The 23,406-nt window shown below is 73.1% G+C and carries 22 protein-coding genes; 12 read left to right on the plus strand and 10 right to left on the minus strand.

The features are described from left to right. Nucleotides 1-2 precede the first annotated feature (2 nt). A complete protein-coding gene (gene priA / locus Aiant_RS30320) occupies nt 3-728 on the plus strand; it encodes a bifunctional 1-(5-phosphoribosyl)-5-((5-phosphoribosylamino)methylideneamino)imidazole-4-carboxamide isomerase/phosphoribosylanthranilate isomerase PriA (protein ID WP_189335751.1) in 726 nt (241 codons plus the stop codon). 19 nt (nt 729-747) lie between these two features. Here priA and Aiant_RS30325 read toward each other — a convergent pair whose 3' ends face one another. Further along, the gene (locus Aiant_RS30325) at nt 748-1,197 is read right to left on the minus strand and encodes a nitroreductase/quinone reductase family protein (protein ID WP_189335752.1); all 450 of its coding nucleotides are present in this window, start codon (nt 1,195-1,197) and stop codon (nt 748-750) included. A gap of 91 nt (nt 1,198-1,288) precedes the next feature. Here Aiant_RS30325 and Aiant_RS30330 point away from each other — a divergent pair, with 91 nt between their 5' ends. Both Aiant_RS30330 and hisF read left to right on the plus strand, forming a co-directional pair. Then, nucleotides 1,289-2,173: an EamA family transporter gene (locus tag Aiant_RS30330; RefSeq protein ID WP_189335753.1), complete on the plus strand. Its 885-nt coding sequence runs from the start codon at nt 1,289-1,291 to the stop codon at nt 2,171-2,173. After that, nucleotides 2,170-2,931: an imidazole glycerol phosphate synthase subunit HisF gene (hisF, locus tag Aiant_RS30335; RefSeq protein WP_189335754.1), complete on the plus strand. Its 762-nt coding sequence runs from the start codon at nt 2,170-2,172 to the stop codon at nt 2,929-2,931. Before Aiant_RS30330 ends, hisF begins: the two co-directional genes overlap by 4 nt. A gap of 454 nt (nt 2,932-3,385) precedes the next feature. Here the strand turns inward: hisF and Aiant_RS30340 are convergent, their stop codons facing one another. Together Aiant_RS30340 and yczE are read right to left on the minus strand one after the other, a co-directional pair. Further along, on the minus strand, nt 3,386-3,814 hold the full coding sequence (locus Aiant_RS30340) for a hypothetical protein (RefSeq protein ID WP_189335755.1): 429 nt from the start codon (nt 3,812-3,814) through the stop codon (nt 3,386-3,388). A 132-nt stretch (nt 3,815-3,946) separates the two neighbouring features. Beyond that, entirely contained in the window at nt 3,947-4,570 is a 624-nt protein-coding gene (gene yczE / locus Aiant_RS30345) for a membrane protein YczE (RefSeq protein WP_189335756.1), read from the minus strand. Nucleotides 4,571-4,628: 58 nt separating this feature from the next. Between yczE and yczR the strand changes: the two genes are divergently transcribed. Continuing rightward, entirely contained in the window at nt 4,629-6,083 is a 1,455-nt protein-coding gene (yczR, locus tag Aiant_RS30350) for a MocR-like transcription factor YczR (protein ID WP_189335757.1), read from the plus strand. Nucleotides 6,084-6,190: 107 nt separating this feature from the next. Here yczR and Aiant_RS30355 read toward each other — a convergent pair whose 3' ends face one another. Both Aiant_RS30355 and Aiant_RS30360 read right to left on the minus strand, forming a co-directional pair. Next, entirely contained in the window at nt 6,191-6,523 is a 333-nt protein-coding gene (locus Aiant_RS30355) for a VOC family protein (protein WP_189335758.1), read from the minus strand. 252 nt (nt 6,524-6,775) lie between these two features. Next, a complete protein-coding gene (locus Aiant_RS30360; RefSeq protein ID WP_189335759.1) occupies nt 6,776-8,599 on the minus strand; it encodes an AMP-dependent synthetase/ligase in 1,824 nt (607 codons plus the stop codon). Between the two features lie 124 nt (nt 8,600-8,723). Here Aiant_RS30360 and Aiant_RS30365 point away from each other — a divergent pair, with 124 nt between their 5' ends. Together Aiant_RS30365 and pdxR are read left to right on the plus strand one after the other, a co-directional pair. Next, entirely contained in the window at nt 8,724-9,578 is an 855-nt protein-coding gene (locus Aiant_RS30365; RefSeq protein ID WP_189335760.1) for a carbohydrate kinase family protein, read from the plus strand. A gap of 180 nt (nt 9,579-9,758) precedes the next feature. Beyond that, nucleotides 9,759-11,123 (plus strand): MocR-like pyridoxine biosynthesis transcription factor PdxR, encoded by a 1,365-nt coding sequence (gene pdxR / locus Aiant_RS30370; protein ID WP_189335761.1) that lies wholly within the window; start codon nt 9,759-9,761, stop codon nt 11,121-11,123. Here pdxR and Aiant_RS30375 read toward each other — a convergent pair. Then, nucleotides 11,019-12,311, minus strand: a complete 1,293-nt coding sequence (locus Aiant_RS30375; RefSeq protein WP_189335762.1) for an APC family permease — start codon at nt 12,309-12,311, stop codon at nt 11,019-11,021. The genes pdxR and Aiant_RS30375 overlap by 105 nt on opposite strands. Before the next feature lie 70 nt (nt 12,312-12,381). Further along, entirely contained in the window at nt 12,382-13,008 is a 627-nt protein-coding gene (locus Aiant_RS30380) for a TIGR03085 family metal-binding protein (RefSeq protein ID WP_189335763.1), read from the minus strand. A gap of 123 nt (nt 13,009-13,131) precedes the next feature. Here Aiant_RS30380 and Aiant_RS30385 point away from each other — a divergent pair, with 123 nt between their 5' ends. Beyond that, nucleotides 13,132-14,904: an ABC transporter ATP-binding protein gene (locus Aiant_RS30385; protein WP_189335764.1), complete on the plus strand. Its 1,773-nt coding sequence runs from the start codon at nt 13,132-13,134 to the stop codon at nt 14,902-14,904. Next, the gene (locus Aiant_RS30390) at nt 14,901-16,664 is read left to right on the plus strand and encodes an ABC transporter ATP-binding protein (RefSeq protein ID WP_189335765.1); all 1,764 of its coding nucleotides are present in this window, start codon (nt 14,901-14,903) and stop codon (nt 16,662-16,664) included. The genes Aiant_RS30385 and Aiant_RS30390 overlap by 4 nt, the downstream gene beginning before the upstream one ends. Before the next feature lie 15 nt (nt 16,665-16,679). Here Aiant_RS30390 and rpsD read toward each other — a convergent pair whose 3' ends face one another. Beyond that, a complete protein-coding gene (rpsD, locus tag Aiant_RS30395; protein WP_189335766.1) occupies nt 16,680-17,288 on the minus strand; it encodes a 30S ribosomal protein S4 in 609 nt (202 codons plus the stop codon). Nucleotides 17,289-17,358: 70 nt separating this feature from the next. Between rpsD and Aiant_RS30400 the strand changes: the two genes are divergently transcribed. After that, on the plus strand, nt 17,359-18,084 hold the full coding sequence (locus tag Aiant_RS30400) for a DUF2470 domain-containing protein (RefSeq protein WP_189335767.1): 726 nt from the start codon (nt 17,359-17,361) through the stop codon (nt 18,082-18,084). Between the two features lie 289 nt (nt 18,085-18,373). Here the strand turns inward: Aiant_RS30400 and Aiant_RS30405 are convergent, their stop codons facing one another. Beyond that, nucleotides 18,374-20,329: a hypothetical protein gene (locus Aiant_RS30405; RefSeq protein WP_189335768.1), complete on the minus strand. Its 1,956-nt coding sequence runs from the start codon at nt 20,327-20,329 to the stop codon at nt 18,374-18,376. A gap of 189 nt (nt 20,330-20,518) precedes the next feature. Between Aiant_RS30405 and hisI the strand changes: the two genes are divergently transcribed. Genes hisI through Aiant_RS30420 form a run of 3 tightly spaced genes read left to right on the plus strand, consistent with a single transcriptional unit; the run spans nt 20,519 to nt 22,940 of the window. Then, on the plus strand, nt 20,519-20,893 hold the full coding sequence (hisI, locus tag Aiant_RS30410; RefSeq protein WP_425322722.1) for a phosphoribosyl-AMP cyclohydrolase: 375 nt from the start codon (nt 20,519-20,521) through the stop codon (nt 20,891-20,893). Beyond that, entirely contained in the window at nt 20,890-22,398 is a 1,509-nt protein-coding gene (locus Aiant_RS30415) for an anthranilate synthase component I (RefSeq protein WP_189335770.1), read from the plus strand. Before hisI ends, Aiant_RS30415 begins: the two co-directional genes overlap by 4 nt. Beyond that, nucleotides 22,395-22,940 carry a Trp biosynthesis-associated membrane protein gene (locus Aiant_RS30420; protein WP_189335771.1) on the plus strand — a complete coding sequence of 182 codons (546 nt, stop codon included), beginning with the start codon at nt 22,395-22,397 and terminating at the stop codon, nt 22,938-22,940. The genes Aiant_RS30415 and Aiant_RS30420 overlap by 4 nt, the downstream gene beginning before the upstream one ends. Before the next feature lie 85 nt (nt 22,941-23,025). Here Aiant_RS30420 and Aiant_RS30425 read toward each other — a convergent pair whose 3' ends face one another. Next, entirely contained in the window at nt 23,026-23,313 is a 288-nt protein-coding gene (locus Aiant_RS30425) for a hypothetical protein (RefSeq protein WP_189335772.1), read from the minus strand. Between the last annotated feature and the right edge of the window lie 93 nt (nt 23,314-23,406).

The following is a 23,406-nucleotide window of genomic DNA, read 5'->3' on the forward strand; positions in this document are numbered from 1 at the left end:
TCGTGACGCTTCACCTGCTGCCCGCCGTCGACGTCGCCGACGGCCAGGCGGTCCGCCTGGTCCAGGGCGCCGCCGGTTCGGAGACCGCCTACGGCGACCCGCTGGAAGCCGCCCTGGCCTGGCAGAACGACGGCGCCGAGTGGATCCACCTGGTCGACCTGGACGCGGCGTTCGGCCGGGGCTCGAACGCCGAGCTGCTCGCCGACGTGGTCCGCCGCCTGGACGTCAAGGTGGAGCTCTCCGGCGGCATCCGCGACGACGAGTCGCTGACCCGGGCCCTCGCGACCGGCGCCCAGCGGGTCAACATCGGCACCGCCGCGCTGGAGGACCCGGAGTGGTGCGACCGGATCTGCGCGGAGTACGGCGACCGCGTCGCCATCGGCCTCGACGTCCGCGGCCGGACCCTGGCCGCCCGCGGCTGGACCCGGGACGGCGGTGACCTCTACGAGGTGCTGGCGCGCCTGGACAAGGCCGGCGCGACCCGGTATGTCGTCACCGACATCACCAAGGACGGCACCATGCGCGGCCCGAACCTCGAACTGCTCCGCGAGGTCTGCGCCGCCACCGACAAGCCGGTGATCGCCAGCGGCGGGGTCTCCACCCTCGACGACCTGCGGGCCCTGGCGACCCTGGAGCCGGTCGGGGTGGAGGGTGTGATCGCGGGCAAGGCGCTCTACGCCGGCGCCTTCACGGTCCGGGAAGCGCTCGACGTCCTCAAGCAGGCGTAACCCTCAGGCACGGGGACTCTCACACGGGTGTGATCTCGAAGACCGCCACCCGATCGGCGGCGGCCTCGAACTCGTCCGGGTCGGCGCTGGTCACCAGCCCGATCCGGATGTAGAAGAACACCCCGGCCGGCACCTCGGCCGGGAACGCCCGGACCACCCGCCGGCGCAGCCCGGGATCGGTCACCTCGGTGAGGATCACCTGGCTGCGCCGTCGCCCGGCGGCCAGCTCACCTCGCCCGGCGGCGCGCACGTTACGGGCCCAGTCGCCGCGTGGCAGGCCGGCGATCACGTACCGCCGGCCGTCCACGGTGATCGGGGTGACCGGGGCCGGCCGCGGCACCCCGCTGCGCCGGCCCGGCACGGTCAGCACACAGACCGGCCCGACCCGTACCCCGAGCCGGGTCAGCCCCCGGGTGAGCCGGTTGACGAGGGGAAGCCAGACGGGAAGTCTCCCGGTTGTCGGGGCCATCGCACATCCCTCCACGATTAAGGGCCGCTACATCGATGGTGTAGCAAATCTCGCTGGTGGTTAAGGGTTGCCGGGCACCAGGCTGAGCACCATGAGGCCGCGTGACATCGCCCTGGCCGTCGCCGTCGCGGCGGTCTGGGGCGTCAACTTCGTCGTGATCGAGACCGGGCTGGACCACTTCCCGCCGTTGCTCTTCTCCGCTCTGCGGTTCGGGCTGGCCGCATTCCCGGCGATCCTCGTGGTGGGCCGCCCGCAGGTTCCCTGGCGATGGGTCGCCGCGGTCGCCCTGATCCTCGGCGTGGTGAAGTTCTCCCTGCTCTTCGCCGGGATGGCGGCCGGGATGCCGGCCGGGCTCAGCTCCCTGGTGTTGCAGAGCCAGGCGATCTTCACGATGCTCTTCGCCACCCTGCTGCTGCGCGAACGGCCGCGCCGCGTGCAGATCGCCGGGCTGGCCGTGGCCGCCACCGGCGTCGCCCTGGTGGCCACCCGGACCGGCGCCGGCCTGCCGGCCTTCCTGCTGGTCATCGCGGCGGCCGCGGCCTGGGGCCTGTCGAACGTGGCCACCCGCAAGGCGTCGCCGCCGGACACGCTGCGCTTCATGGTCTGGGTCAGCGCGCTCGCCACCGGACCGCTGATCGTCCTCTCCCTGCTGGTCGACGGCCCGTCCGCGGATCTCGCCGCGATGCGCGCCATCGACACCGAGGCGGTCCTGGCGCTGCTCTACATCGCGCTGCTCGCGACGCTGGCCGGCTTCGGCGCCTGGGGCTACCTGATCCGCAAGCACGGTGCCGCCACGGTCGCGCCGTTCTCCATGCTCGTCCCGTTCTTCGGGATCGCCTCGGCGGCGCTGATCCTCGGCGAGCCGGTGCACGCGATCGACGTCGCGGGCGGCGTGCTGGTGGTCGGCGGCGTGCTTCTGGGACTGGTCCGGTCCCGTCCGGCGGTGCACGAGCCGCTGGTTAGGGTGGAGGCATGACGGTCGCGGTGCGTGTGATCCCCTGCCTGGACGTGGACGCCGGACGGGTGGTGAAAGGGGTCAACTTCGTCGACCTGCGGGATGCCGGCGACCCGGTCGAGCTGGCCGCGGCCTACGACGCGGCCGGAGCCGACGAGCTGACCTTCCTCGACGTGACCGCCTCCTCCGACGACCGTGGCACCATGCTGGACGTGGTCCGCCGCACCGCCGAGTCGGTCTTCATCCCGCTCACCGTCGGCGGCGGTGTCCGCTCGGTGGCCGATGTGGACGTGCTGCTCCGGGCCGGCGCCGACAAGGCCGGGGTGAACACCGCCGCCATCAACCGTCCGGAGCTGATCAGCGAGATCGCCGAGCGGTTCGGTAACCAGGTGCTGGTCCTCTCCCTCGACGTGCGTCGCGCCGCCGGTCAGCCCTCGGGCTGGGAGGTCACCACGCACGGCGGGCGTCGCAGCGCCGGTCTCGACGCCGTCGAGTGGGCGGCCCGGGTGGCCGAGCTGGGCGCCGGCGAGATCCTGCTCAACTCGATGGATGCCGACGGGACCAAGGCCGGCTTCGACCTCGACCTGATCCGCGCGGTCCGCGCCGTCGTCGACATCCCGGTGATCGCCAGCGGCGGCGCGGGCGCGGTCGAGCACTTCCCGCCGGCCGTCGCCGCGGGCGCCGACGCCGTCCTGGCCGCCAGCGTCTTCCACTTCGGCGACCTCACCATCGGCCAGGTCAAGGATTCCTTGCGGTCCGCCGGCAACCCGGTCCGCTGATTTCCGGTACGCCCTGAGCACCCACCAACCGCACCAGCCCCGTCCCGCGCCAGCCCCTGCGCGGTGTCCGCATTGCCTCCAGGCTGCTGCGCGTGTCCCGGCCTGCGGGTGTCACGCGGTGCCCGCTGCCGCTTCCGGCTGCTGCGCGTGTCCCGGCCTTCGGGTGTCGCGCGGTGTCCGCATCGTCTGCCGGCTGCTGCGCGCGTCGCGGCCCGCGAATGTCACGCGGTGTCCGCTGCCGGTTCCGGTCGCTGGGCGTGTCGCGGTCCGGGCTGGCCTCCAGCGCCCTATCCGGGGTCTGGATAGGGCGCTGGAGGCCAGCCCGGGAGCTTGCGGCGCGCTGCGGTCCGGGGTGGGGCGGCGATCGCGTAGGGGCCGGCGCGGGACGGGGCTGTGCCCCCGCTTTGGGTGTGACGGGGCTGTGTCCCGCTTCGGGTGTACTGAAAGAAGGGTTTCAGCGGCCGTCGGCCAGGCGGAGGCTGTACTCGCGGACGGCGGCGTTGTAGGTGGGCTCGTCCAGCGACCAATCCGTGTAACCGGGCTCGGCGGCCCGGTTGAGCTGGGCCTGCAAGGTCATGACGGCGGAGGAGAGGCCGCTGAACGGGCGGGTGCGCCAGAGCTGCTCGCCGGCCGGGGCGACCTCGATGACGTCGTCGGCGACGGTGATCAGGCCGGCGCCGGCCAGGCGGCGGACGGACTCCTCCAGGTCGGCGCGGGCCGGGACGCTGTGGTGCAGGAAGTCAGCGGCGGCGAGCAGGTCGGCGAGCGTCGCGCCGGTGACCGGCAGCGCCGCGTGCAGCGCCCGGTCGCGCTCCAGGCGCTCGGCGATGACCGCGGAGACGAAGATCCACGCGTCGTTCCAATTCCAGCCGCCGACCCCCATGCCGCAATGATGCCGTGCCGTCGGCATGTCGGGAAGCGATTGTGTCCGGATGATCAGCGGCCGGTGGCGAGAGATAAAAGCGGATCTATACCGTTGTAAACGGCATAGGGTACGCATCGGGGTCGCCCCGTCTCAGTGGGCGGGCACCGCATCCGTGGTCGCGTCCCGCCCGGGCTCGGGGACCGTGAGCCGGGGCAGGAACAGGTGCACCAGCGGGCCGATGGCCAGCGCGTACGCGATCGTGCCCACCCCGACCGTCCCGCCCAGCAGGAAGCCGGCGCCCAGCACGGACAGCTCGATGCCGGTCCGGATCATCCGCAGCGACAGTTTGGGGAAGCGCCTGGCCAGGCCGGTCATCAGCCCGTCGCGCGGACCCGGGCCCATCCGGCTGCCGATGTAGAGGCCGGTGGCGACGCCGTTCAGCAGGATGCCGGCGACCAGGTAGCCGACCCGGGCCGGGATCGTGGCGCCGGCCGGCAGCACCGCCAGCGCGGCGTCCGCGGAGAACCCGACGATCAGCAGGTTGGCTACCGTGCCGATGCCCGGCCGCTGGCGCAGCGGGATCCAGAGCAGCAGCACCGGCACGCCGACCAGCAGCACGACCCAGCCGAAGCTGATCCCGGTCACCTCGGAGAGACCCTGGTGGAACACGTCCCACGGGTTGAGGCCCAGTCCGGACTCGATCATGAGGGCCATGCTGACGCCGTAGAGGACGAGTCCGACGAGGAGCTGGGTGACGCGGCGAACCAGGATCATGCTGCCACTCTCGATGCCAATTCGTCGGTGTTAAAGTGCCAATCTTCGGGAGGTGGCTATGACGACGTCGGTGCGAGGGGACCAATTGGCCCGGTTGCTGGGTCGGTGGCATTCGCTGCCGGGGCGGCACCGGAGCCCGGACTACGCGGCGCTGGCCGCGGCGGTGCGGGGGTTGCTCTCCGACGGGCGGCTCGCGCTGGGGGTGCGGCTGCCGGCCGAGCGAGAGCTGGCCGAGGCGCTCGCGGTGAGCCGGACCACGGTGTCCGCGGCCTACCGGGCGCTGCGCGAGACCGGTCACCTGACCAGCCGGCGCGGCGCCGGCAGCTGGACCACGTTGCCGAACGGGCACCGGGTGGCCACCTCCGGCCTGTGGACCGCGGACGACGACCTCGACATGATCGACATGGGGGTGGCCGCCTCGGCCGCGCCGGTCGAGCTGGTGCCGGCCGCCCGGGCCGCCGCCGACGACCTGCCGCGGTACCTGGGGAGTGCCGGATATCACCCGACCGGCCTGCCGGAGCTGCGCGCGGCGGTCGCGGACAACTACACGGCCCGCGGCGTGCCCACGTCGGCCGAGCAGATCCTGATCACCAGCGGCACCCAGCAGGCGCTCGACCTGGTGCTCCGGCTCTCCGTGCCGGCCGGCGCGCCGGTTCTGGTGGAGACGCCGACCTATCCGAACGCGCTGGCGGCGCTCTCCGCCCGGCGGGCCCGGATCAGCACGCACGGGCTGGACACCGCGACGGGCTGGGACGGTGAGATGCTGCTCGGCGCGCTGCGGCAGACACGGCCCCGGCTGGCCTACATGATCCCCGAGTTCCACAACCCGACCGGCCACCTGATGCCGGTCGAGCTGCGCGAACGGATGGTCGCCGCGGCACATGCCGGTGGCACCGATCTGGTCGTCGACGAGTCCTTCGTGGATCTGCCGCTGGACGACCCGGAGATGCCGCCGCCGGTGGCGATGTTCGACCGGCACTCGCGGGTGATGTCGATCGGCGGGATGAGCAAGCCGTACTGGGGCGGGCTTCGGATCGGCTGGGTGCGCGCGTCCGCCCCGATGGTGCAGCGGCTCGCGGCGATCCGGGTCGGGGTGGACATGGCCAGCCCGGTGCTGGAGCAGCTGGTCGCGGTGCACCTGCTGAGCCAGGCGCCGACGATTGTCGAGGCGCGCCGGGCGCAGCTGCGGTTCCGGCGGGACGCGCTGGTCACGGCGCTGCGGGAGCAACTGCCGGAGTGGCGGTTCTTCGTGCCGGGCGGCGGGGTGACGCTCTGGGTGGAGCTGGACGGGCCGATCTCCAGCGCCCTGTCCCGGGCCGCCGAGGAGGTGGGTGTCCGGTTGGCGCCGGGGCCGCGGTTCGGGCTGGACGGGACGTTGGAGCGTTTCCTGCGGCTGCCGTTCACGCTGGCGGCCGACGACCTGACCGAGGCGGTGCGGCGGATCGCGTCGGTCCGCCACGACCTGGACCGGGCGGCGCGCCCGGCCTGGCGCACCCCGGCCGTGATCGCCTAGGCCTGTCCTGCCGATCAAGCGAGTGCGAGGCGAGGTCCAGGTGGTGGCGGCCGACGCCAGGCGCCACCTGGGCCACGCCGCAGCCCCGCTTGATCGGCAGGACAGGCCTAGGGAGCCTGGTAGAGGCCGAACAGGTTGCCGTCGGTGTCCCGGAGGGTGGCGATCAGCGGGCCGCCGACGTCGTGCACCGGGATCTCCTCGGTCGCGCCGGTCGCGATCAGCGAGGCCATCTCCGCGTGGATGTCGCCGGTGTGCCAGTACACGATCGGGCCGGCGGCCACGTCGCCGTGCGGGTCGAGGCCCAGCTCGGGGCCGCCCTCCGGGCGGAAGCCGACGTAGTAGGGCGCGTCGGCGTACGGTTCGGTGCCGAGCAGCCGGGTGTACAGGGCCTTGGCGGCGTCCAGATCCTTGACCGGGACGGTGATCGTGCGGATCGGCATGGCCTCACCGTATGCCGGGGCGGCGGTGCGCGACGGCCGGATCACCACGATGGTTTTCCGCGACCACCCACGGACGTCGCCCTTTCGGGCTGAGCGTTCTGGACGCGTCAGCGGCCAGCTCAGCCCGGAAGGGTCCCTGGCGGGAGCGACGATCGGTGATCAGCGCGGCCCGAGTGGATATCTTGAAGTTGATCTGCGAAAACGCGAAGAAGGCCGCCTTCCCGATGGAAAGCGGCCTTCCGGCAAAACTACTCAGATCTGCGCGAGGCTGCCCTTGTACATCTCGTCGATCTGCTCGGCGAAGTTCGTCTCGACGCTGCGCCGCTTGATCTTCATGGACGGCGTCACCTCGCCCGCCTCGATGCTCAGGTCGCGCGGCAGGATGCTGAACTTCTTGACCGTCTCCCAGCGGTTGAGCTTGCTGTTGAGCTCGGCCAGGTATCCCTCGACCAGGGCGTGCGTCTCCGGCGCGGCGACGATCTCGGCGTAGCTCTTGCCGGCCAGCGGGCCGCCGGCGGCCCAGGTGACGATCGCCTCCTCGTCGAGGGCGATCAGCATGGTGACGAAGTTGCGGGACTGGCCGATGACGATCGCCTGGGAGGTGTAGGGGCACACCGCCTTGAACGCGCCCTCGATCGCGCTCGGCGCGATGAACTTGCCGCCGGACGTCTTGACCAGGTCCTTCTTGCGGTCGGTGATTTTCAGGAAGCCGTCCGCGTCGAGCTCGCCGATGTCGCCGGTGCGCAGGAAGCCGTCGTCGGTGAACGCCTCCTTGGTGGCCTCCGGCAGGTTGTGGTAGCCCCGCATCACCGGGGCGCCGCGCATCAGCACCTCGCCGTCGGCGTCGATGCGGACCTCCAGGTCGCCGATCGCCTCGCCGACCGTGCCGATCTTGAGGCGGCCGTTGCGGTTCACGAAGTTCGCCGCGGAGGCCTCGGTCATGCCGTAGCCCTCCAGGATCGGCAGGTTGGCCGCGGCGAAGAACTCGGAGATGTCCCGGCTGAGCGCGGCCGAGCCGCTGACCAGCACCCGCAGCCGGCCGCCGAGCCGGTCCTGGAGCTTCTTGAAGACCAGCCGTTCGGCCACCGCGTACTGCGCCGCGAGGACCGCGCCGACCGGCTTGCCGGCCTGCTCCAGGGCGACCTTGCGCTTGCCGGTCCGGACCGCCCAGGTGAAGATTTTCGCCTTGGCGCCACCGCCGGCCAGGCCGCTCGTGACGGTCTTGTTGTAGACCTTCTCGAAGATGCGGGGGGCGGCGCACATCAGCGTCGGGCGGATCAGCGCCAGCTTGTCGACCAGTTTGTCCACCCGGCCGTCGACGTAGGTGGGTACGCCGACGTGCAGGATGCCGCAGAGCAGCGTCTTGCCGAACGCGTGCGACATCGGCAGCCACAGGTAGTGCAGGTCGTCGGGGGAGAACAGGCCCAAGTCGTTCTGCGCGACGCCCTCCCAGGTCCAGCCGCGGTGCAGCAGCTCGACGCCCTTGGGCCGGCCGGTGGTGCCGGAGGTGTAGATCAGCGTGGCGATGTGGTCCGGCGTGAGCTGGGCGATCACGTCGTCGATCAGGCTCGGCTCGCGCCGCAGCGCCGCGGCGCCCAGCTCCTCGAGCTCGGCCAGGGTGATCTGCGGCGGGGTGGCGCCGGCGTCGGCCGGGCCGTCGATCAGCACCACCTTGGTGATCGAGGTCTCCGCGCCGGAGATCTTCATCGCCTGCTTCGGGTTCTCCGCGATCAGCACCTTGGACCCGGAGTCGGCCACGATGAACGTGGTGTCCTCGGGCTCGGTGGTCGGGTAGACCGTGGTGGCGGCCGCGCCGGCCACGTTGATGCCGAGATCGGCCAGGATCCACTCCAGGCGAGTGCCGGAGAGGATCGCGACCCGGTCCTCCAGCCCGACGCCGAGCTCGCGCAGACCGGCCGCGATGGCCTTGGTGCGCTCGCCCACCTGCCGCCAGGTCAGCCAGTCCATGCCGGTGTCATCCGCGTTCGGACCGGCGAACGCCTGCGCGTCCGGGGTCTTCGCCACGCGCTGGAAGAGCATGTCCGGGATCGACCGGTAGGGAACCTCAAGAGCCATCAGGCGCCGCCTTAACCTGAACAGGGGGACGTAACGTCGTTGTTACCGCACAGTAATGCGGTGGCGGTGACACGGGAAGAGTGCCCCGGCAACTGGCGTCAATCCTAGTCGTTACCGTGACCGCATGACGTTTCTGGTTATCGGCGGGACCGGGATCGACACCGTGGTTCCGGTGGCCGGCCTGCCGGTGCTCGGCGCCGACTCCGCGCGGCCGCGAGGACCCATCACGGACCACGTCTCGCACACCGGCACCTGCGTGGCGCTCGGGCTGCGCGCGCTCGGCGAGCCGGTGCGGGTGATCGACACGCTCGGTGACGACGAGCCGGGGCGGCGGATCGCCGAGGCGTTCCAGAAGTGGGAGATCCCGCTGGTCGCGGCGCCGGCGCCGGCCGGGACCCGGCGCGCGGTCAACCTGATGAGCCCGGACGGGCGGCGGCTCTCCCTGTACGACGGGCGCGACGTCCCCGGATACCGGCTGCCGGAGTCGTACTACGTGCCGCTGCCGGCCGGGATCCGGCACGTGCACGTGACGATCATGGACTGGGCCCGGCACCTGCTCCCGTCGCTGCGGGCGGCCGGGGTGACCGTCTCGACCGACCTGCACGACTGGGACGGGACGAATCCGTACCACCTGGAGTTCGCCCGCCAGGCCGACCTGGTCTTCGTCAGCGGGGTGCAGCTGGCCGGCCGGGTCCCGGCCGACCGGGTGGTGGTCACCCACGGCGCCGGCGGCGCCGACCTGATCACCCCGGATGGGGTGACGCACCGGGACGCGGTCGACCCGCTCGCGCCGATCGTGGACACCAACGGGGCCGGGGACGCGTTCGCCGCCGCCTTCCTGGCCGCCTGGACGGCGGGGAAGAGCGACGGCGAATGTCTCGACGACGGGGTGATCGCCGGGGCCTACGCCTGCACCAAGCCGGTGGGAGTGGACTCCTTCATCACCCGGGACGAGCTGGTCAGGCGACGCCGCCGCTGAGCAGCGACACCCCTGGGCCGCTGATCACCGCGACCGCGGCGAGCGCCAGCAACAGCGCCGCGAACATGCCACGCCGGATCCTCATGCCAATCCTCCGGTACGAAGTGGACTAAAGATGAGCTGAGCGTAAGCGCCGGAATACCTGCCGCGGGTATATCGGATTGTCTATACCGTCTAGGCGTGGATCTGGTCATCGACGGACACACGACCGCCGCGGTGTACAAGGCGCTGCGCGCGGCCGTCGCGGACGGCCGGCTGCCGGCCGGGCACCGGTTGCCGGCCAGCCGGGTGCTCGCCGCCGACCTGGGCGTCTCCCGGGGCAGCGTGGCCGGCGCCTACGAGCGGCTGGTCGCCGAGGGGCACCTGACCGCCCGGGTCGGCGCCGGCACGTTCGTGGCCGCGGCGCGGGCGCCACGCCAGCCGCCGCGGTCCGTCCCGGACCCGCTGCGCCCGCGCGCCGGGTGGACCTTCGACCCGGTCCCGACGAGCGGCGCCGGGGAGCCGCCGCGGTACGACTTCCGGGTCGGCATCCCGGACGCGTCGCTGTTCCCGTTCGACACCTGGCGGCGGATGGTCGGCGCGGAGTTGCGGCTGCGGGCCAACGGGCCGGGGACGTACGCCGATCCCTACGGGCATCCGGCGCTGCGGGCCGCCATCGCCCGCTATCTCGGGTACGCCCGCGCGGTCCGCGCCACCGCCGGCGACGTCCTGGTGACCAACGGCGCCCAGCACGCGTTCGACCTGATCGGGCGGGTGCTGCTGCGCCCCGGTGACGTGGTGGCGATGGAGGAGCCGGGTTACCCGCCGGCCCGGGACCTGTTCACCTCGCTCGGCGCCCGGGTGGCCGGCGTGCCGGTGGACGCGGACGGGCTGGTGGTGGACGAGCTGCCGGCGCAGGCACGGATCGTGTACGTGACGCCGTCGCACCAGTTCCCGCTCGGGGCGGTGCTGAGCATGGACCGGCGGCAGCAGCTGCTGGAGTGGGCCCGGCGGCGGCAGAGCGCGATCGTGGAGGACGACTACGACAGCGAGTTCCGGTTCGGCAGCCGTCCGCTGGAGCCGCTGCGAGCGATGGACCGGTACGGGCGGGTGCTGTACGTGGGGACGTTCTCCAAGAGCATGCTGCCGACGATCCGGACCGGGTTCGTGCTGGCGCCGCCGGGGCTGCGGGAGGCGCTCGCCGCGGCGCGGCAGTTGGGGGACGGGCATGGGCAGGTCGCCATGCAGGCGGCGCTGGCCCGGTTCATCGACGAGGGGCAACTGGCTCGGCATGTGCGGCGGGCGCGGCGGGAGTATGCGGCGCGCCATGCCCGAATAGTGTCGAAATTGGGCAAAATTTCGGGACTGGAGGTCCTGCCGTCAGCGGCAGGCCTCCACGTCACCGCCCTGCTTTCCCGCGACTTGTCCGAAATCTCGGACAGGTCGCTGGGGATCGAGGGCCTACTTCGGTACGGCGGTGACCGCCCCGGCCTCGTCCTCGGCTTCGGCGCCGTCGACCCCCTCCTGATCGACGAGGGCCTCGCCGCGCTGGCGGCGCTGCTGTGAGACCTGGTAAACCAGCGCCCCACCCCCGAACACCAGGCTGAGCAGCGCCGGCCACCCGTTCAGCCAGAGCAGCCCGCACACCGCCAGGAACGCCACCCCGGCCACCACCCGCGACCACCCGCGCGGCAGCAACCGCAGCGCCGCCGCCGTCCCCAGCACGTAGACCAGCGTGAAGCACCCGGTCACCAGCAGCGCCGAGGTGCGCAGCGCGATCGGCAGCAGCGCACACCCGATGCTGGTGACGAAGATGAAGGTGAGGGAGCGGCGCCGGCCCCCGAACACCCGGGCCGGCAGCGCGCCGTCCCGCGCCAGCGCCACCCCGAGCCGGCTGGCCCCGGCGTAGTACGCGTTCACCGCGCCCAGCGTCAGCACCACCGCGACCACCGCGGTCAGCGCCCGCACCGGCCCGCCCAGCCCGATGGCGAGCAGGTCGGCGAGCGGCGCCCGGCTGCCGGCCAGCGCCGGCCCGAGGGCGAGCACGCTGACCGCGGCCACCGCCAGGTAGAGCACGCCGACCACGGCGACCGCGAGCATCGTGGCCCGGGGCACGTCCCGCCGCGGATTCCGGTACTCCGCGGAGAGCGAGGAGAGCGCCTCCCAGCCGGCGAATCCCCAGACCAGGATCGCGGCGGCGGCGCCGACCCCGTGCCAGCCGTGCGGGGTGAACGGGGTGAGGTTGCCGGTGTCCAGGTGCGGCAGCGCGGCCAGCACGGTGACCACCAGCAGGGTGGCCAGGGTGCCGGTGAGCACCAGCTGGACCCGGCCGGAGACGCGCAGGCCGAACCAGTTCATCGCGTAGGCGGCGCTGACCACGCCGAGGAAGGTGAGGAACTCGGTGACCTTGCCGCCGCCGGTGGCGTCGGCCACATAGCCGCCGGTGAACGCCGCGGCGACCGGTGCGCCGAGCGGGACCGCGAAGTAGAAGCACCAGCCGACCGCGGCCGCGACCCGCGGGCCGAACGCCATCCCGGCGTACGTCGCCACCCCGCCGCCGTCCGGGAACCGCGCCCCGAGCGCCGCGAAGGTCCAGGCCAGGGGTGCGGAGAGCAGGATCAGGGCGAGCCAGGCGACCAGCGCGGCCGGGCCGGCGGCCTCGGCGGCCAGCGCCGGCATGGAGATCAGTCCGGTGCCCAGGACGGCGCCGATGGAGAGCGCGGCGCCCTGGGCGACCGAGAGTCGTGCGGTCATGACTACGAACCTAGATCGTGATCGGCCCCGGCTCCTGGGCCAATCAGGCCCGTTCTGGCCGAGCCAATCCCTAGAAACCGAGCTTCGCCCCGCGCAGCCGGTCGGCCGTCGCCGGGTCGCCGTCGATCCGCACCCGGGCGATCCGCTGGCGCCCGGAGAAGAACAGCGCCAGCTCGCCGGCGTCCCCGGTGATCCGCACCCGCGGCTGCTCCCCGGTCCGCACCGGCGGGAACCCGTCGGCGATCACCTCGGCCGGCAGCCCCATCCGGCGCAGCGAGATCCGGGAGGTGAGCTTGACGCTGCGCCAGAGCGCGGCCTGCTGGCCGGCCTCCAGCGGACGCGGCTCCCAGGCCGGGCCGGTCCGGCGTACGTCCTCGTGGTGGATGAAGAACTCCATGGTGTTGGCCAGCCCGTCGGTCAGCGGGTTGCTGACCGGGCTCCAGACCGGTGGATCGCGCAGCTCGTCGATCAGGTCCGGATAGGGCAGCGCGGCCTTGGCCAGCCGGATCCGTTCGCCGTACGCGGCCAGGGCGGGGATGAACATCCCGGCCGAGGCGTCCGGCCGGCGGTCCCGGATCACCAGGTGCGCGGCCAGGTCACGGGTGGTCCATCCGGTGCAGAGTGTCGGCGCGTCCGGGCCCTCGCGCAGCAGCAGGTCGGCGAGCAACTGACGCTCCCGGCGGGCGTACTCGTTCATCGGCCGATGGTATGTGTAATCGTGGCCACAATGTAAACAGTGGGGCTGGCGGAGCTTCCTTCGGCAGGATGGGATCGGTAAGGCCGGATCCGCCGGTCAATACTTACCAGTCAGGTAGGGATTTTGAGCAGCAGAACCAGCCGCGACGTGCTGGGACGGGGTCTGCGGGTGCTCGGCCACGCGATCCGCACGGAGCCACGACTCTTCACCATCGGCACGATCGGCAGCAGCCTGTTCGGCCTGCTGATCATCGCGAACTCCTACGTCGTCGGCTGGGTGATCGGTCACGTGGTGGTGCCCGCCTTCGCCACCCACCGGGTCGGCACCGCGCAGCTCTCCCTGGTCGCCGCGATCTTCCTGGGGATCAGCGGGCTGCGGGTGGCCAGCATCTTCGGCCGCCGCCTCGGCGCCGGCTACATGCAGTTCCGGCTCCAGGCGCGCTATCGCAGCGCGGTCACCCGGCGCTACCTCGCGCTGCCCCCGGCCTGGCACCAGCGGCACGCCACCGGCAGTCTGCTCTCCAACGCGAACTCGGACGTCGAGGCGGCCTGGGTGCCGATCGCCCCGCTGCCGTTCGCGGTCGGCACCATCGTGATGCTGATCGCCGCGCTGATCTCGCTGTTCGCCACCGACTGGGTCCTCGCCCTGGTCGGCGCCACCCTGTTCCCCTCGCTGTTCGGGCTCAACCTGGTCTATTCGCGGCGGATGTCGCCACGGCAGATCCGCGCCCAGCGGACCCGGGCCAAGGTGAGCGCGGTCGCGCACGAGAGCTTCGACGGCGCCCTGGTGGTCAAGACGATGGGCCGCGAGGCCGACGAGTCGCGCCGCTTCGCGGTCTTCGTCGACGAGCTGCGCGACTCGCTGATCGCGGTGGGCCGGCTGCGCGGCCTGTTCGACCCGCTGATGGACATGCTGCCCAGCCTCGGCACCCTCGCGGTGCTGCTGCTCGGCGCCTGGCGCCTGGAGACCGGCGCGATCGGGGTGGCCGACCTGGTCAGCGTCGCCTTCCTGTTCACCGTGCTGGCCTTCCCGGTGCGCGCGATCGGCTGGGTGGTCGCCGAGCTGCCGCGCAGCGTGGCCGGGTGGGACCGGGTGCAGGCGGTGCTCGGCGCCGAGGGTGACCTCGCCTACGGCGAGGGTGCGCTGCCCGGTTCCGGCCCGGCCGAGTTGCGGTTCGATCGAGTGACTTTCCGGTACGCCGAGGGCCCGGCCGTCCTGCACGACGTCAGCTTCACCGTCCCGGCCGGCCGCACGGTCGCGCTGGTCGGCGCGACCGGCTCGGGCAAGTCGACGATCGCCTCGCTCGCCGTCCGGCTGGTCGACCCGGAATCCGGCACCGTCGGCGTGGACGGGGTGAAACTGCCCGATCTGAGCCTCGCCGCGCTGGCCGGGGCGACCGCGCTGGTCCCGCAGATCCCGTTCGTCTTCGACGACACGGTGCGCGGCAACATCGCCCTGGACCGGCCGGGCATCGACGACGACGCGGTCCGGGCGGCGCTGGCCCTGGCCCAGGCCGACCGGTTCGTCGACGGGCTGCCGGCCGGGCTGGACACCGCGGTCGGCGAGCGTGGCACCTCGCTCTCCGGCGGGCAGCGGCAGCGGCTCACGCTGGCCCGGGCGCTGGCCGGCAAGCCCCGGCTGCTGGTGCTCGACGACGCGACGAGCGCGGTCGACCCACGGGTGGAGGCGGCGATCCTGGGCGCGCTGCGAGGGTCCGACGCGGAGGCGTCGATCCTGGTGGTGGCGTACCGGCGGGCGACCATCGCGCTCGCCGACGAGGTGGTCTACCTGGAGCGGGGGCGGGTGCTGGCGACCGGGACGCACGCCGAGCTGATGGCGACCCAGGACGGGTATCGGGAGCTGGTCACGGCGTACGAGAAGGCGGAGAAACAGTGAGCGGCGAGACCACCCTGGGCACCATCAAGCGTGGCCTGGCGCTCTCGCCGGAGCTGCGCACCGGACTGGGCGGGACGATCGTGCTGGCCGTCCTCCAGATGGCCGGCCGGGTGGCGGTGCCGATCGCCGTGCAGCAGGGCATCGACCACGGCATCCGCGCGGCCGGCGGCCCGGACCTGCGGGTGATCTGGCAGATCGTGGCCTTCACCGTGTGTGCGCTGGCGATCTCCACGCTCTGCGGTTACCTGATGACCCGGCGGCTCTTCACGGTCAGCGAGACCGCGCTGGGCGGGCTGCGGTCGCGTACCTTCCGGCACATCCACGACCTGTCCATGCTGCACCAGCAGTCCGAGCGGCGCGGCTCGATGGTGTCCCGGGTGACCAGCGACGTCGACCAGATCTCCCAGTTCCTCCAGACCGGCGGGGTGCAGCTGCTGCTCGCCTCCGGCCAGTTGCTGGTCTCGGCCGTGGTGATGTTCGTCTACTCCTGGCAGCTGGCGGTCGTGGTGCTGCTCGCCTTCGGCCCGGCCGTGGGCGTCTCCCGGCTGTTCCAGACCCGGCTGCGGCTGGTCTACCAGTCGGTCCGGGAGCGCACCGGGGTGATGCTCGGCGCGGTCGCGGAGAGCGTGGTCGGCGCCACGGTGATCCGGTCGTACGGCGTCGCCGGCCGCACCCAGGAGCGGCTGAACTCGTCGATCGAGAGCCTGCGGGTGGCGCAGCAGAAGGCGCTGCGGACCAGCGTGACCAGCTTCTCCAGCGCCGAGATCGGGGCCGGCCTGGCGCTGGCCGGCGTGGTCGTGGCCGGCGTCCTGCTCGGCGTGGACGGCGGGCTCACGGTCGGGCAGCTGACCGCGTTCCTGTTCCTGGTCACCCTCTTCATCCAGCCGGTGCAGATCGCCACCGACATGCTCAACGAGGCGCAGAACGCGGTGGCCGGCTGGCGCCGCATCCTGGACGTGCTCGACGTCGAGCCGGACGTGGCCGACCCGGACGACCGGGGCGTGCCGCTGCCCGCCGGTCCGCTCTCGGTGACCTTCGCGGACGTGTCGTTCCGCTACCCGGGCGGCCCGATCGTGCTGGCCGACGTGGACCTCACGCTGGACGCGCGGAAGAAGTACGCCGTGGTCGGCGAGACCGGCAGCGGCAAGACCACGTTCGCCAAGCTGCTCACCCGGCTGATGGACCCGGCCGAGGGCGAGGTGCTGCTCTCCGGGACGCCGCTGACCTCGGTGCGGTTCTCCTCGCTGCGGTCCCGGGTGGTGATGGTGCCGCAGGACGGGTTCCTGTTCGACGCCACCGTCGCGGAGAACATCCGGTTCGCCGAGCCGTCGCTCACCGACGAGCAGCTGCTGACCGCCTTCACCGAGCTGGGCCTGGCCGACTGGCTGGCCGGGCTGCCGGAGGGCCTGGCGACGCCGGTGGGCGAGCGCGGCGAGGCGCTCAGCGTGGGGGAGCGGCAGCTGGTGGCGCTGGTCCGGGCCTATGTCGCGGACCCCGACCTGCTGGTGCTCGACGAGGCCACCAGCGCGGTCGACCCGGCCACCGAGGTGCGCTTGCAGCGTGCGCTCGACCTGGTCACCCGTGGCCGGACCACGGTGGCGATCGCGCACCGGCTGTCCACCGCCCAGGCCGCCGACGAGGTGATCGTCGTCGACGCGGGCCGCGTCGTGCAACGCGGCCCGCACGCCCAGCTCGTCGCTGAGGAAGGCTCGATCTACGCGAAGCTCTACGCCAGCTGGCTCGAACAGACGCGGAGCTAGCCGGCTCCGCGGGGTCTACCGGGCGTAGTACTCGACTACCAGCTGCTCGTCGCACAGAACCGGGACCTCGGTGCGCCGCGGGACCCGGATGACCGTGGTGCGCAGCTCCTCCACGACGGTGGAGAGGTAGGGCGCGGTCGGCCCGTCGAGGTGCGCCCCGGTCGCCGCGATCTGGAACGGCGGCTTCTGCCGGCTCGACTCGCGCACCTCGACGACCTGGCCCGGCTTGAGCTTGTAGCCCGGCCGGTCCACCTTCTTGCCGTCCACCGTGAAGTGCCCGTGCACGACCAGCTGGCGGGCCTGATAGATGGTGCGGGCCAGCCCGGCCCGGAACACCGTCGCGTCCAGCCGGCGCTCCAGCAGGGTGACCAGGTTCTCGCCGGTCTTGCCCTCGGCCTGGTGCGCGGCGTCGTACGCGGCCCGCATCTGGACCTCGCTGATGTTGTACTGGTGCCGCAGCCGCTGCTTCTCCAGCAGCCGGACCTGGTAGTCCGAGCTCTTGCGCCGGCCCCGGCCGTGCACGCCGGGCGGGAACGGGCGCCGCTCGAAGTACTTCACACACTTGCGGGTCAGCGGGATGCCGAGCGCCCGGGACAGCTTCGCTTTGGGTCGAGAGTTGTTCAACGCGGATCTCCTGTTACGGTTAGCCTTGCCTAACTTAGGTAAGCCTAACCGGTGCCCGGAGGTGCTCGTCATGCAACCCAGTCCCGCCGAGATCGCGCGAACCCTCGCCGCCGGTCACCTGCCCGCCGTCGCCCACATCGCCTGTCACCCCGGGCCGCTGCCGATCCGCCACGTGACCGACGCGCAGGGCCGTCCGCTGCTGCTCGTGCCGTCGGAGAGCGCGTTGTCCGCGGCGCTGCGCCCGCAGCCCGGCAACGACGACGCCGCGCTGGTCCTGGACATCCGGGACGTCCCGCCGATGGCCTCCTCGCCGTCGATCGGCCGGGTCTGGGTCTCCGGCTGGGCGGCCCGGCTCACCGGCGACGAGGCCCGCGCCGCCGCGCTGGACTACGCCGACACCGACGCCTGCGGCGACCTGCTGGACGTCGGCGGCAGCCAGACGCTGTACCGGATGGACGTGGCCGAGGTCCGGTTCGAGCGCTCCGAGCACCTGATCGAGATCGACCCGGACGACTACGCCGCGGCGTCCCCGGACCCGCTGCGCGCTGTCGAGTTCGACCTGATCGCCGACCTGGCCGACCACCACCTGGGCGAGATGGGCGATTACGTGCGCCGGCAGCTCGGGCCGGCCGCCCGCCCGGGTGACGAGCCCCGGGTGGTGCGGCTGGACCGTTACGGCTTCGTGGTCCGGCTCGAAGGGCGCAGCGCCCGGCTGGCCTTCCCCCGCCCGGTCACCGACCGCCACGACCTCGCGCACCTGCTGCACCCGATCCTGTGCCGCCGCTGCGCCGCGTAGGAGCCCAACAGCAAGACCAGCCCAACAGCAAGACCAGCCCAACAGCAAGACCCACCCACCACTGGGGGGCCACCGCCGCTGCCTCAATGGTGACGCGAGATTTCATGATCGCGCCGGCGCCCTGTGGACAACAGCTCGCTGTGGACAACGTCAATCAGCCCGGGATCCCTTCCTGCCGCCACCGTCGGGATCCCGTTCACCCCACCTCCCGGTGCCGCGGTGAGGCGGGGTGGCAAAAAGGCGGGCGGCCCCGTGCCGGGGCCGCCCGCCTTTCTCGATCACTGGACGGTCAGAGCGAGAGAATCCGGTCCAGGAACTCGCGGTACCCGCGCATCGCCATCCGCATGCTCTCGGTGTCCGGCGTGCCGGTGCCCCGCAGCGGGTCCAGGTCGTCCCGCTCGGCCAGCAGCACCTCGGTCAGCTCGTTCACCGCGTCGGTGAGCAGGTCGTGCGCCCGGGTCAGCGCGTTCACCGGGTCGTCGACGAACTCCGCCTTCACCTCGTGCCAGGCGGCCCGGAAGTGCCGGGCGGCGTCGTCGTCCCAGATCGTGGCGCGGATGACCGTCTCCTCCCCGGCCAGAGCCGGCTCGGTGGTGGTCTCCTCGCTCTCCTCGTCCTCCTCGGCCGGGGCGGACCGGCGGCCCGAGCGGCGCACCGGCTCGGCGTCCTCCAGGCTCGCCGAGCGGCGGGCGGCCGGGCGCGGCTCGTCCTCCGGCAGGTCGAGCAGGCCACGGCGGCCGGTGCCGACCGAGACCCCGGCCAGCCCGGACTCCGGGTACGGCTGGAAGTCCAGCGGCGGCGGGGTGACCGAACCGGGCTGCGGCGCCGCCGGACCGGCCGGGGTGACCGAGGCGACCCCGAACGCCTCACCGGAGCGGCCCAGGCTGTACCCGGTGGTGGCCGGCGAGCCGAAGGCGAACCCGGTGTCCGGGGCGGCCGGCGGGTCGGCCGGGGTGCGGGTGGCCGGGATCTGCGGCGGCAGCACCGGGAACTGGAGCTCCGGCACCGGCACCGAGGCCGAGCCGGTGGCCGCCGGCGGGGCCGGGGAGACCGGCGCGGCGGACGCGGCCGGGTCGGCCGGCGGCTCGGCGTCGTGGTCGGGCTGCCCGGAGACCGGCGCCAGCGTGCCGGCCGGGTGGTCCGGGGTGAAGTCGGTCGGGAGATACGGCGCGGGCGCGTAACCGGGCGACACCGGGGCGCCGGACACCGGGCCGGTCGGACCGCCGGACGTGGGCGGCGGCACCGGGACCGAGGCCCAGCCGGCCGCGACCCGGCCCTCCGCCGGGCCCGCGTCGGCCGCCTCGCCGAGCGCCGGCTCGCCGGGCGGGCCGTCCACCACGGGCGCCTCGTCCGGGCCCGGCGCGTCGCCGGCCTGTGCGTAGCCGGGGGCTCCTGCCCGTCCGTTCATGTCCTCACGTCCGTTCTCGTCGCGTGGTCCCGCCTCGTCGGCGGCGTCCTGGCCGGCCTCCGGCGACGCGTCGTCCGCCGGCTCGGCCGCCGGTGTCGCACCGGTGGACTCCTCGTCGGCCGGTGGCTCGGCGACTTGAGCATCGCCGGGCTCGGCGACCCCGGTCTCCTCCGCGGCCGATGACTCCGCCCCGGCAGGATGTCCGTTGACGCCCGGAGGCGCCTCCGGGGTCCGCCCGCCGAAGAGGAACCGCCCGGTGCCGCCGAGCCGGAATCCCCCGAAAGAGGTTTCCCGTCCCGGTGTCGCGGCCTCGGGCCCCTGGGACTCTACGTCCTGGCCAGGCTCGGGCTCCTGCTCCGCGGGGACCGAGTGATCAGAATCGCCGTGCCGGGACCGGGCCGACGGGATGCCGCCGCGCTCGCCCCGGCCCTGGCCAGGGCCGCGGCCGGCGGCCCGGTTCAGCCCGAACGGATCGCTGCCCGGCAGATCGCCCGGATTGCCGTGGAAGCCGTTGGCCTCGCCCGGCCCGTGCGGTCCGCGGGCCGACGCGACCGGCGTGAACGCGGACGCCGACCGCGGGCCGAACGGCAGCGAGGTCCCGGTCAGCAGGTCGGTGGGGAGGGGTGGAGCCCCCGCCTCCAGCGGGTTCGCGGCGCGGCGGGAGCCGAGGGACACCATCTCCGGCTCCGGCTCCGCGTCCGCCGACGGTTCGTCGGCGGGTGGCAGGTAGGCGGAGGGCAGGTAGGTCGACTCCGGGTCCGAGTCCGGACGAACCTGCCAGAAGCGGGCGAGTCCGGGCGTGGGCCGGGCGTTGTCGGGGCTGGACTTCGGCTCCATCGGTAAACCACTCCCGTCGCGAGGCGCGCGCACCGGGACTGCCTGGAGCTGCGCAGACACACCGGCGGCGGGCGCCGGGCATCTCAGGCAGGTACGGCGCCCCGCCGACGGTACCGTCCCGATCGGCGCGGCACATCCCCTGTGACCGGATCGTGGGCCCTCGACGGGCGCTCCGGCGGATGCGGGAGAATCGCTGGCGTGCCCGTATCAGATGCAGAGACGTCCCTCGACGCGGCGATCGCCGCCCGGCTCAAGCGCACCCCCGACGGCCTGGTCGCCGCGATCGTCCAGGAGCACGGCACCGGCGAGGTGCTGATGCTGGCCTGGATGGACGCCGAGGCGCTGCATCGCACGCTGACCACGGGACGGGCCACCTACTGGTCCCGCAGCCGTAACGAATATTGGGTGAAAGGCGCCACCTCCGGCCACCACCAGCACGTGAGGCGGGTGGCGCTGGACTGCGACGGGGACGCGTTGCTGGTCACCGTCGAGCAGACCGGGGCGGCCTGCCACACCGGGGCGCACAACTGCTTCTTCGACGAGTTGCCTTTGGAGGGTCAGTGACCAGCGGAGCGACATTTCCCGACGAAGCGGGATTTGTCCAGAAAAGGCAGCGCGTCGTTCCGGTGACCCGCAAGCTTCTCGCCGACGGCGAGACCCCGGTCGGCGTCTACACCAAACTCGCCGGCGGCCCGGGCACCTTCCTCTTGGAGTCGGCCGAGCAGGGACTGGCCTGGTCCCGCTACTCCTTCGTGGGCGTTCGCAGCGCCGCGACCCTGGTGGAGAAGGACGGGCAGGCGCGGTGGCTCGGCACGCCGCCGGACGGGGTGCCGCTCGACGGTGATCCGGTGGCCGCGCTCCGTGCGACGGTGGCCGCGCTGACCGGCGGCGACACACCGGACGCCGGCCTTCCGCCGCTGACCGGGGGCATGGTCGGTTACCTGGCCTACGACCTGGTCCGCCGCTTCGAGCGACTGCCCGCCACCGCCGCCGACGACCTGCCGCTGCCCGAGCTCGGCATGATGCTCGCCACCGATCTGGTCGTGCTGGACCACCACGACGGCTCCGCGCTGCTGGTCGCCAACGCGGTGCTGGCCGAGGACGCCGACGACGACGCGCGCCGGGCGGCGTACCACCACGCGGTCGGCCGGCTGGACGCGATGACCACCGCGCTGTCCCGGCCCACCCCGCCGATGGTCTCCACGGTGGAGCGTCCCGCGGTGGGCGAGCCGGTCAGCCGGACCGCCCCCGGCGATTACCAGAAAGCGGTGGAGCAGGCCAAGGAGGCGATCCGGGCCGGCGAGTGCTTCCAGATCGTGGTGGCCCAGCGCTTCGAGCGGCCCACCGACGCGAACGCGCTGGACATCTACCGGGTGCTGCGGGCCACCAACCCGAGCCCGTACATGTACCTGCTCCGCTTCGACGACTTCGACATCGTCGGCTCCTCGCCGGAGGCGCACCTCAAGGTCAGCGCCGGCAGGACCGCGCTGCTGCACCCGATCGCCGGCACCCGCTGGCGGGGCGCCACCCCGGAGCAGGACGCCGCGCTCGCCGCCGAGCTGCTGGCCGACCCGAAAGAGCGCTCCGAGCACGTCATGCTGGTCGACCTGGGCCGCAACGACCTGGGCCGGGTCTGCGAGCCGGGCAGCGTCGAGGTCCCGGAGTTCGCCCGGATCGAGCGGTACAGCCACGTCATGCACATCGTGTCCACCGTGGTCGGCCGGCTGCGCGCGGACCGGACCGCGTTCGACGCGCTCGCCGCGACGTTCCCGGCCGGCACGCTCTCCGGCGCGCCCAAGGTCCGGGCCATGGAGATCATCGAGGAGCTGGAGCCGACCCGGCGCGGCCTGTACGGCGGCACGGTCGGCTACTTCGGCTTCGCCGGCGACATGGACATGGCGATCGCGATCCGGACCGCGCTGGTCAAGGACGGGGTGGCCTACGTCGGGGCGGGCGCCGGCATCGTGGCCGACTCGGACCCGGCCGCCGAGGAGCAGGAGACCCGGAACAAGGCCGCGGCCGTGCTCGCCGCGATCGCCGCCGCCGAAACCCTGCGCGCCGCACGATGAGCCGGCGGTCCCACCTCGCCGCGATCGTCGCCTGCCTGGCCGGCGCCGGGCTGACCCTGTACGCGGTCACCCGCACCTGGTCGCTGACCGTCGAGCACCGCACCGGCCTGTCCGACCTGACCACCGCCCGGACCGGCGCGGACGCGCAGCCGTGGCTGGTCGGCCTGGCGGTGGTCGCGCTGGCCGGCGCCGGGGCGCTGCTGGCGACCAGGGGAGTGGCCCGTCGGGTGCTCGGCGGCCTGCTGGTCGCCGCCGGCGCGGGCATCGTGGCCGGGGCGGTGCTGGCCCGCACCGGGACGGCCGCCGGCGAGGCCGGGGCCGGGGCGACGGTCTGGCCGGTGGCGGCGGTGCTCGGCGGTGTGGTGGTGATGCTGGGCGGCGTGCTGGCCGTCCGGCACGGCCACGAGTGGGCGGCGATGTCCGCGCGGTACGAGCGGAGACCGCGAGTCGATGCCGGGCGTGCCCCGGCCGACGATCTGGCCCCGGCCGACCACCGGGCGGCCTGGGACGCGCTGGACCGCGGGGACGATCCGACCGCTTAACGGAGTTTTCGCGGCATCAGCGGACAGGCGTCAACAGACCCGTAGCAACAGATCGTCATCAATGGGTCGGTAACAATGCGGCCGATCAGCGGACCGGCGCGACCGCCGTCCGGGCCCGGCGACGGGCGGCGGCAACCGTCCGCCGCGGGCTGGTGGCGACAATGGCGGCGACGGCCCGGCTGGTCTCGGCGCGGGCCTCGGCCCGGGCCCGGTCGGCCTGGATGGCGGACCACGCGTTGTCCTGCGCGGTGCGCACGTTGTCCGAGCCCACCACCGCCCGCCGAACGCCGGTCACGACGTCCGCCGCGATGGCGACGAGGGTCCGGGAGACCTCCGCGAAACCCGCTGCTTGAGGACTCTGGTCAGTGGCCATTGGTCGACTCCGCATCATCGTCCGGGTGGCGGCGCCGTCGACGCCGTGGACAAGTTTGCCCGAGTCACACGATGCCCGAGTCGTATTTCCGCA

The organism is Actinoplanes ianthinogenes (assembly GCF_018324205.1).
Lineage (GTDB): Bacteria > Actinomycetota > Actinomycetes > Mycobacteriales > Micromonosporaceae > Actinoplanes > Actinoplanes ianthinogenes.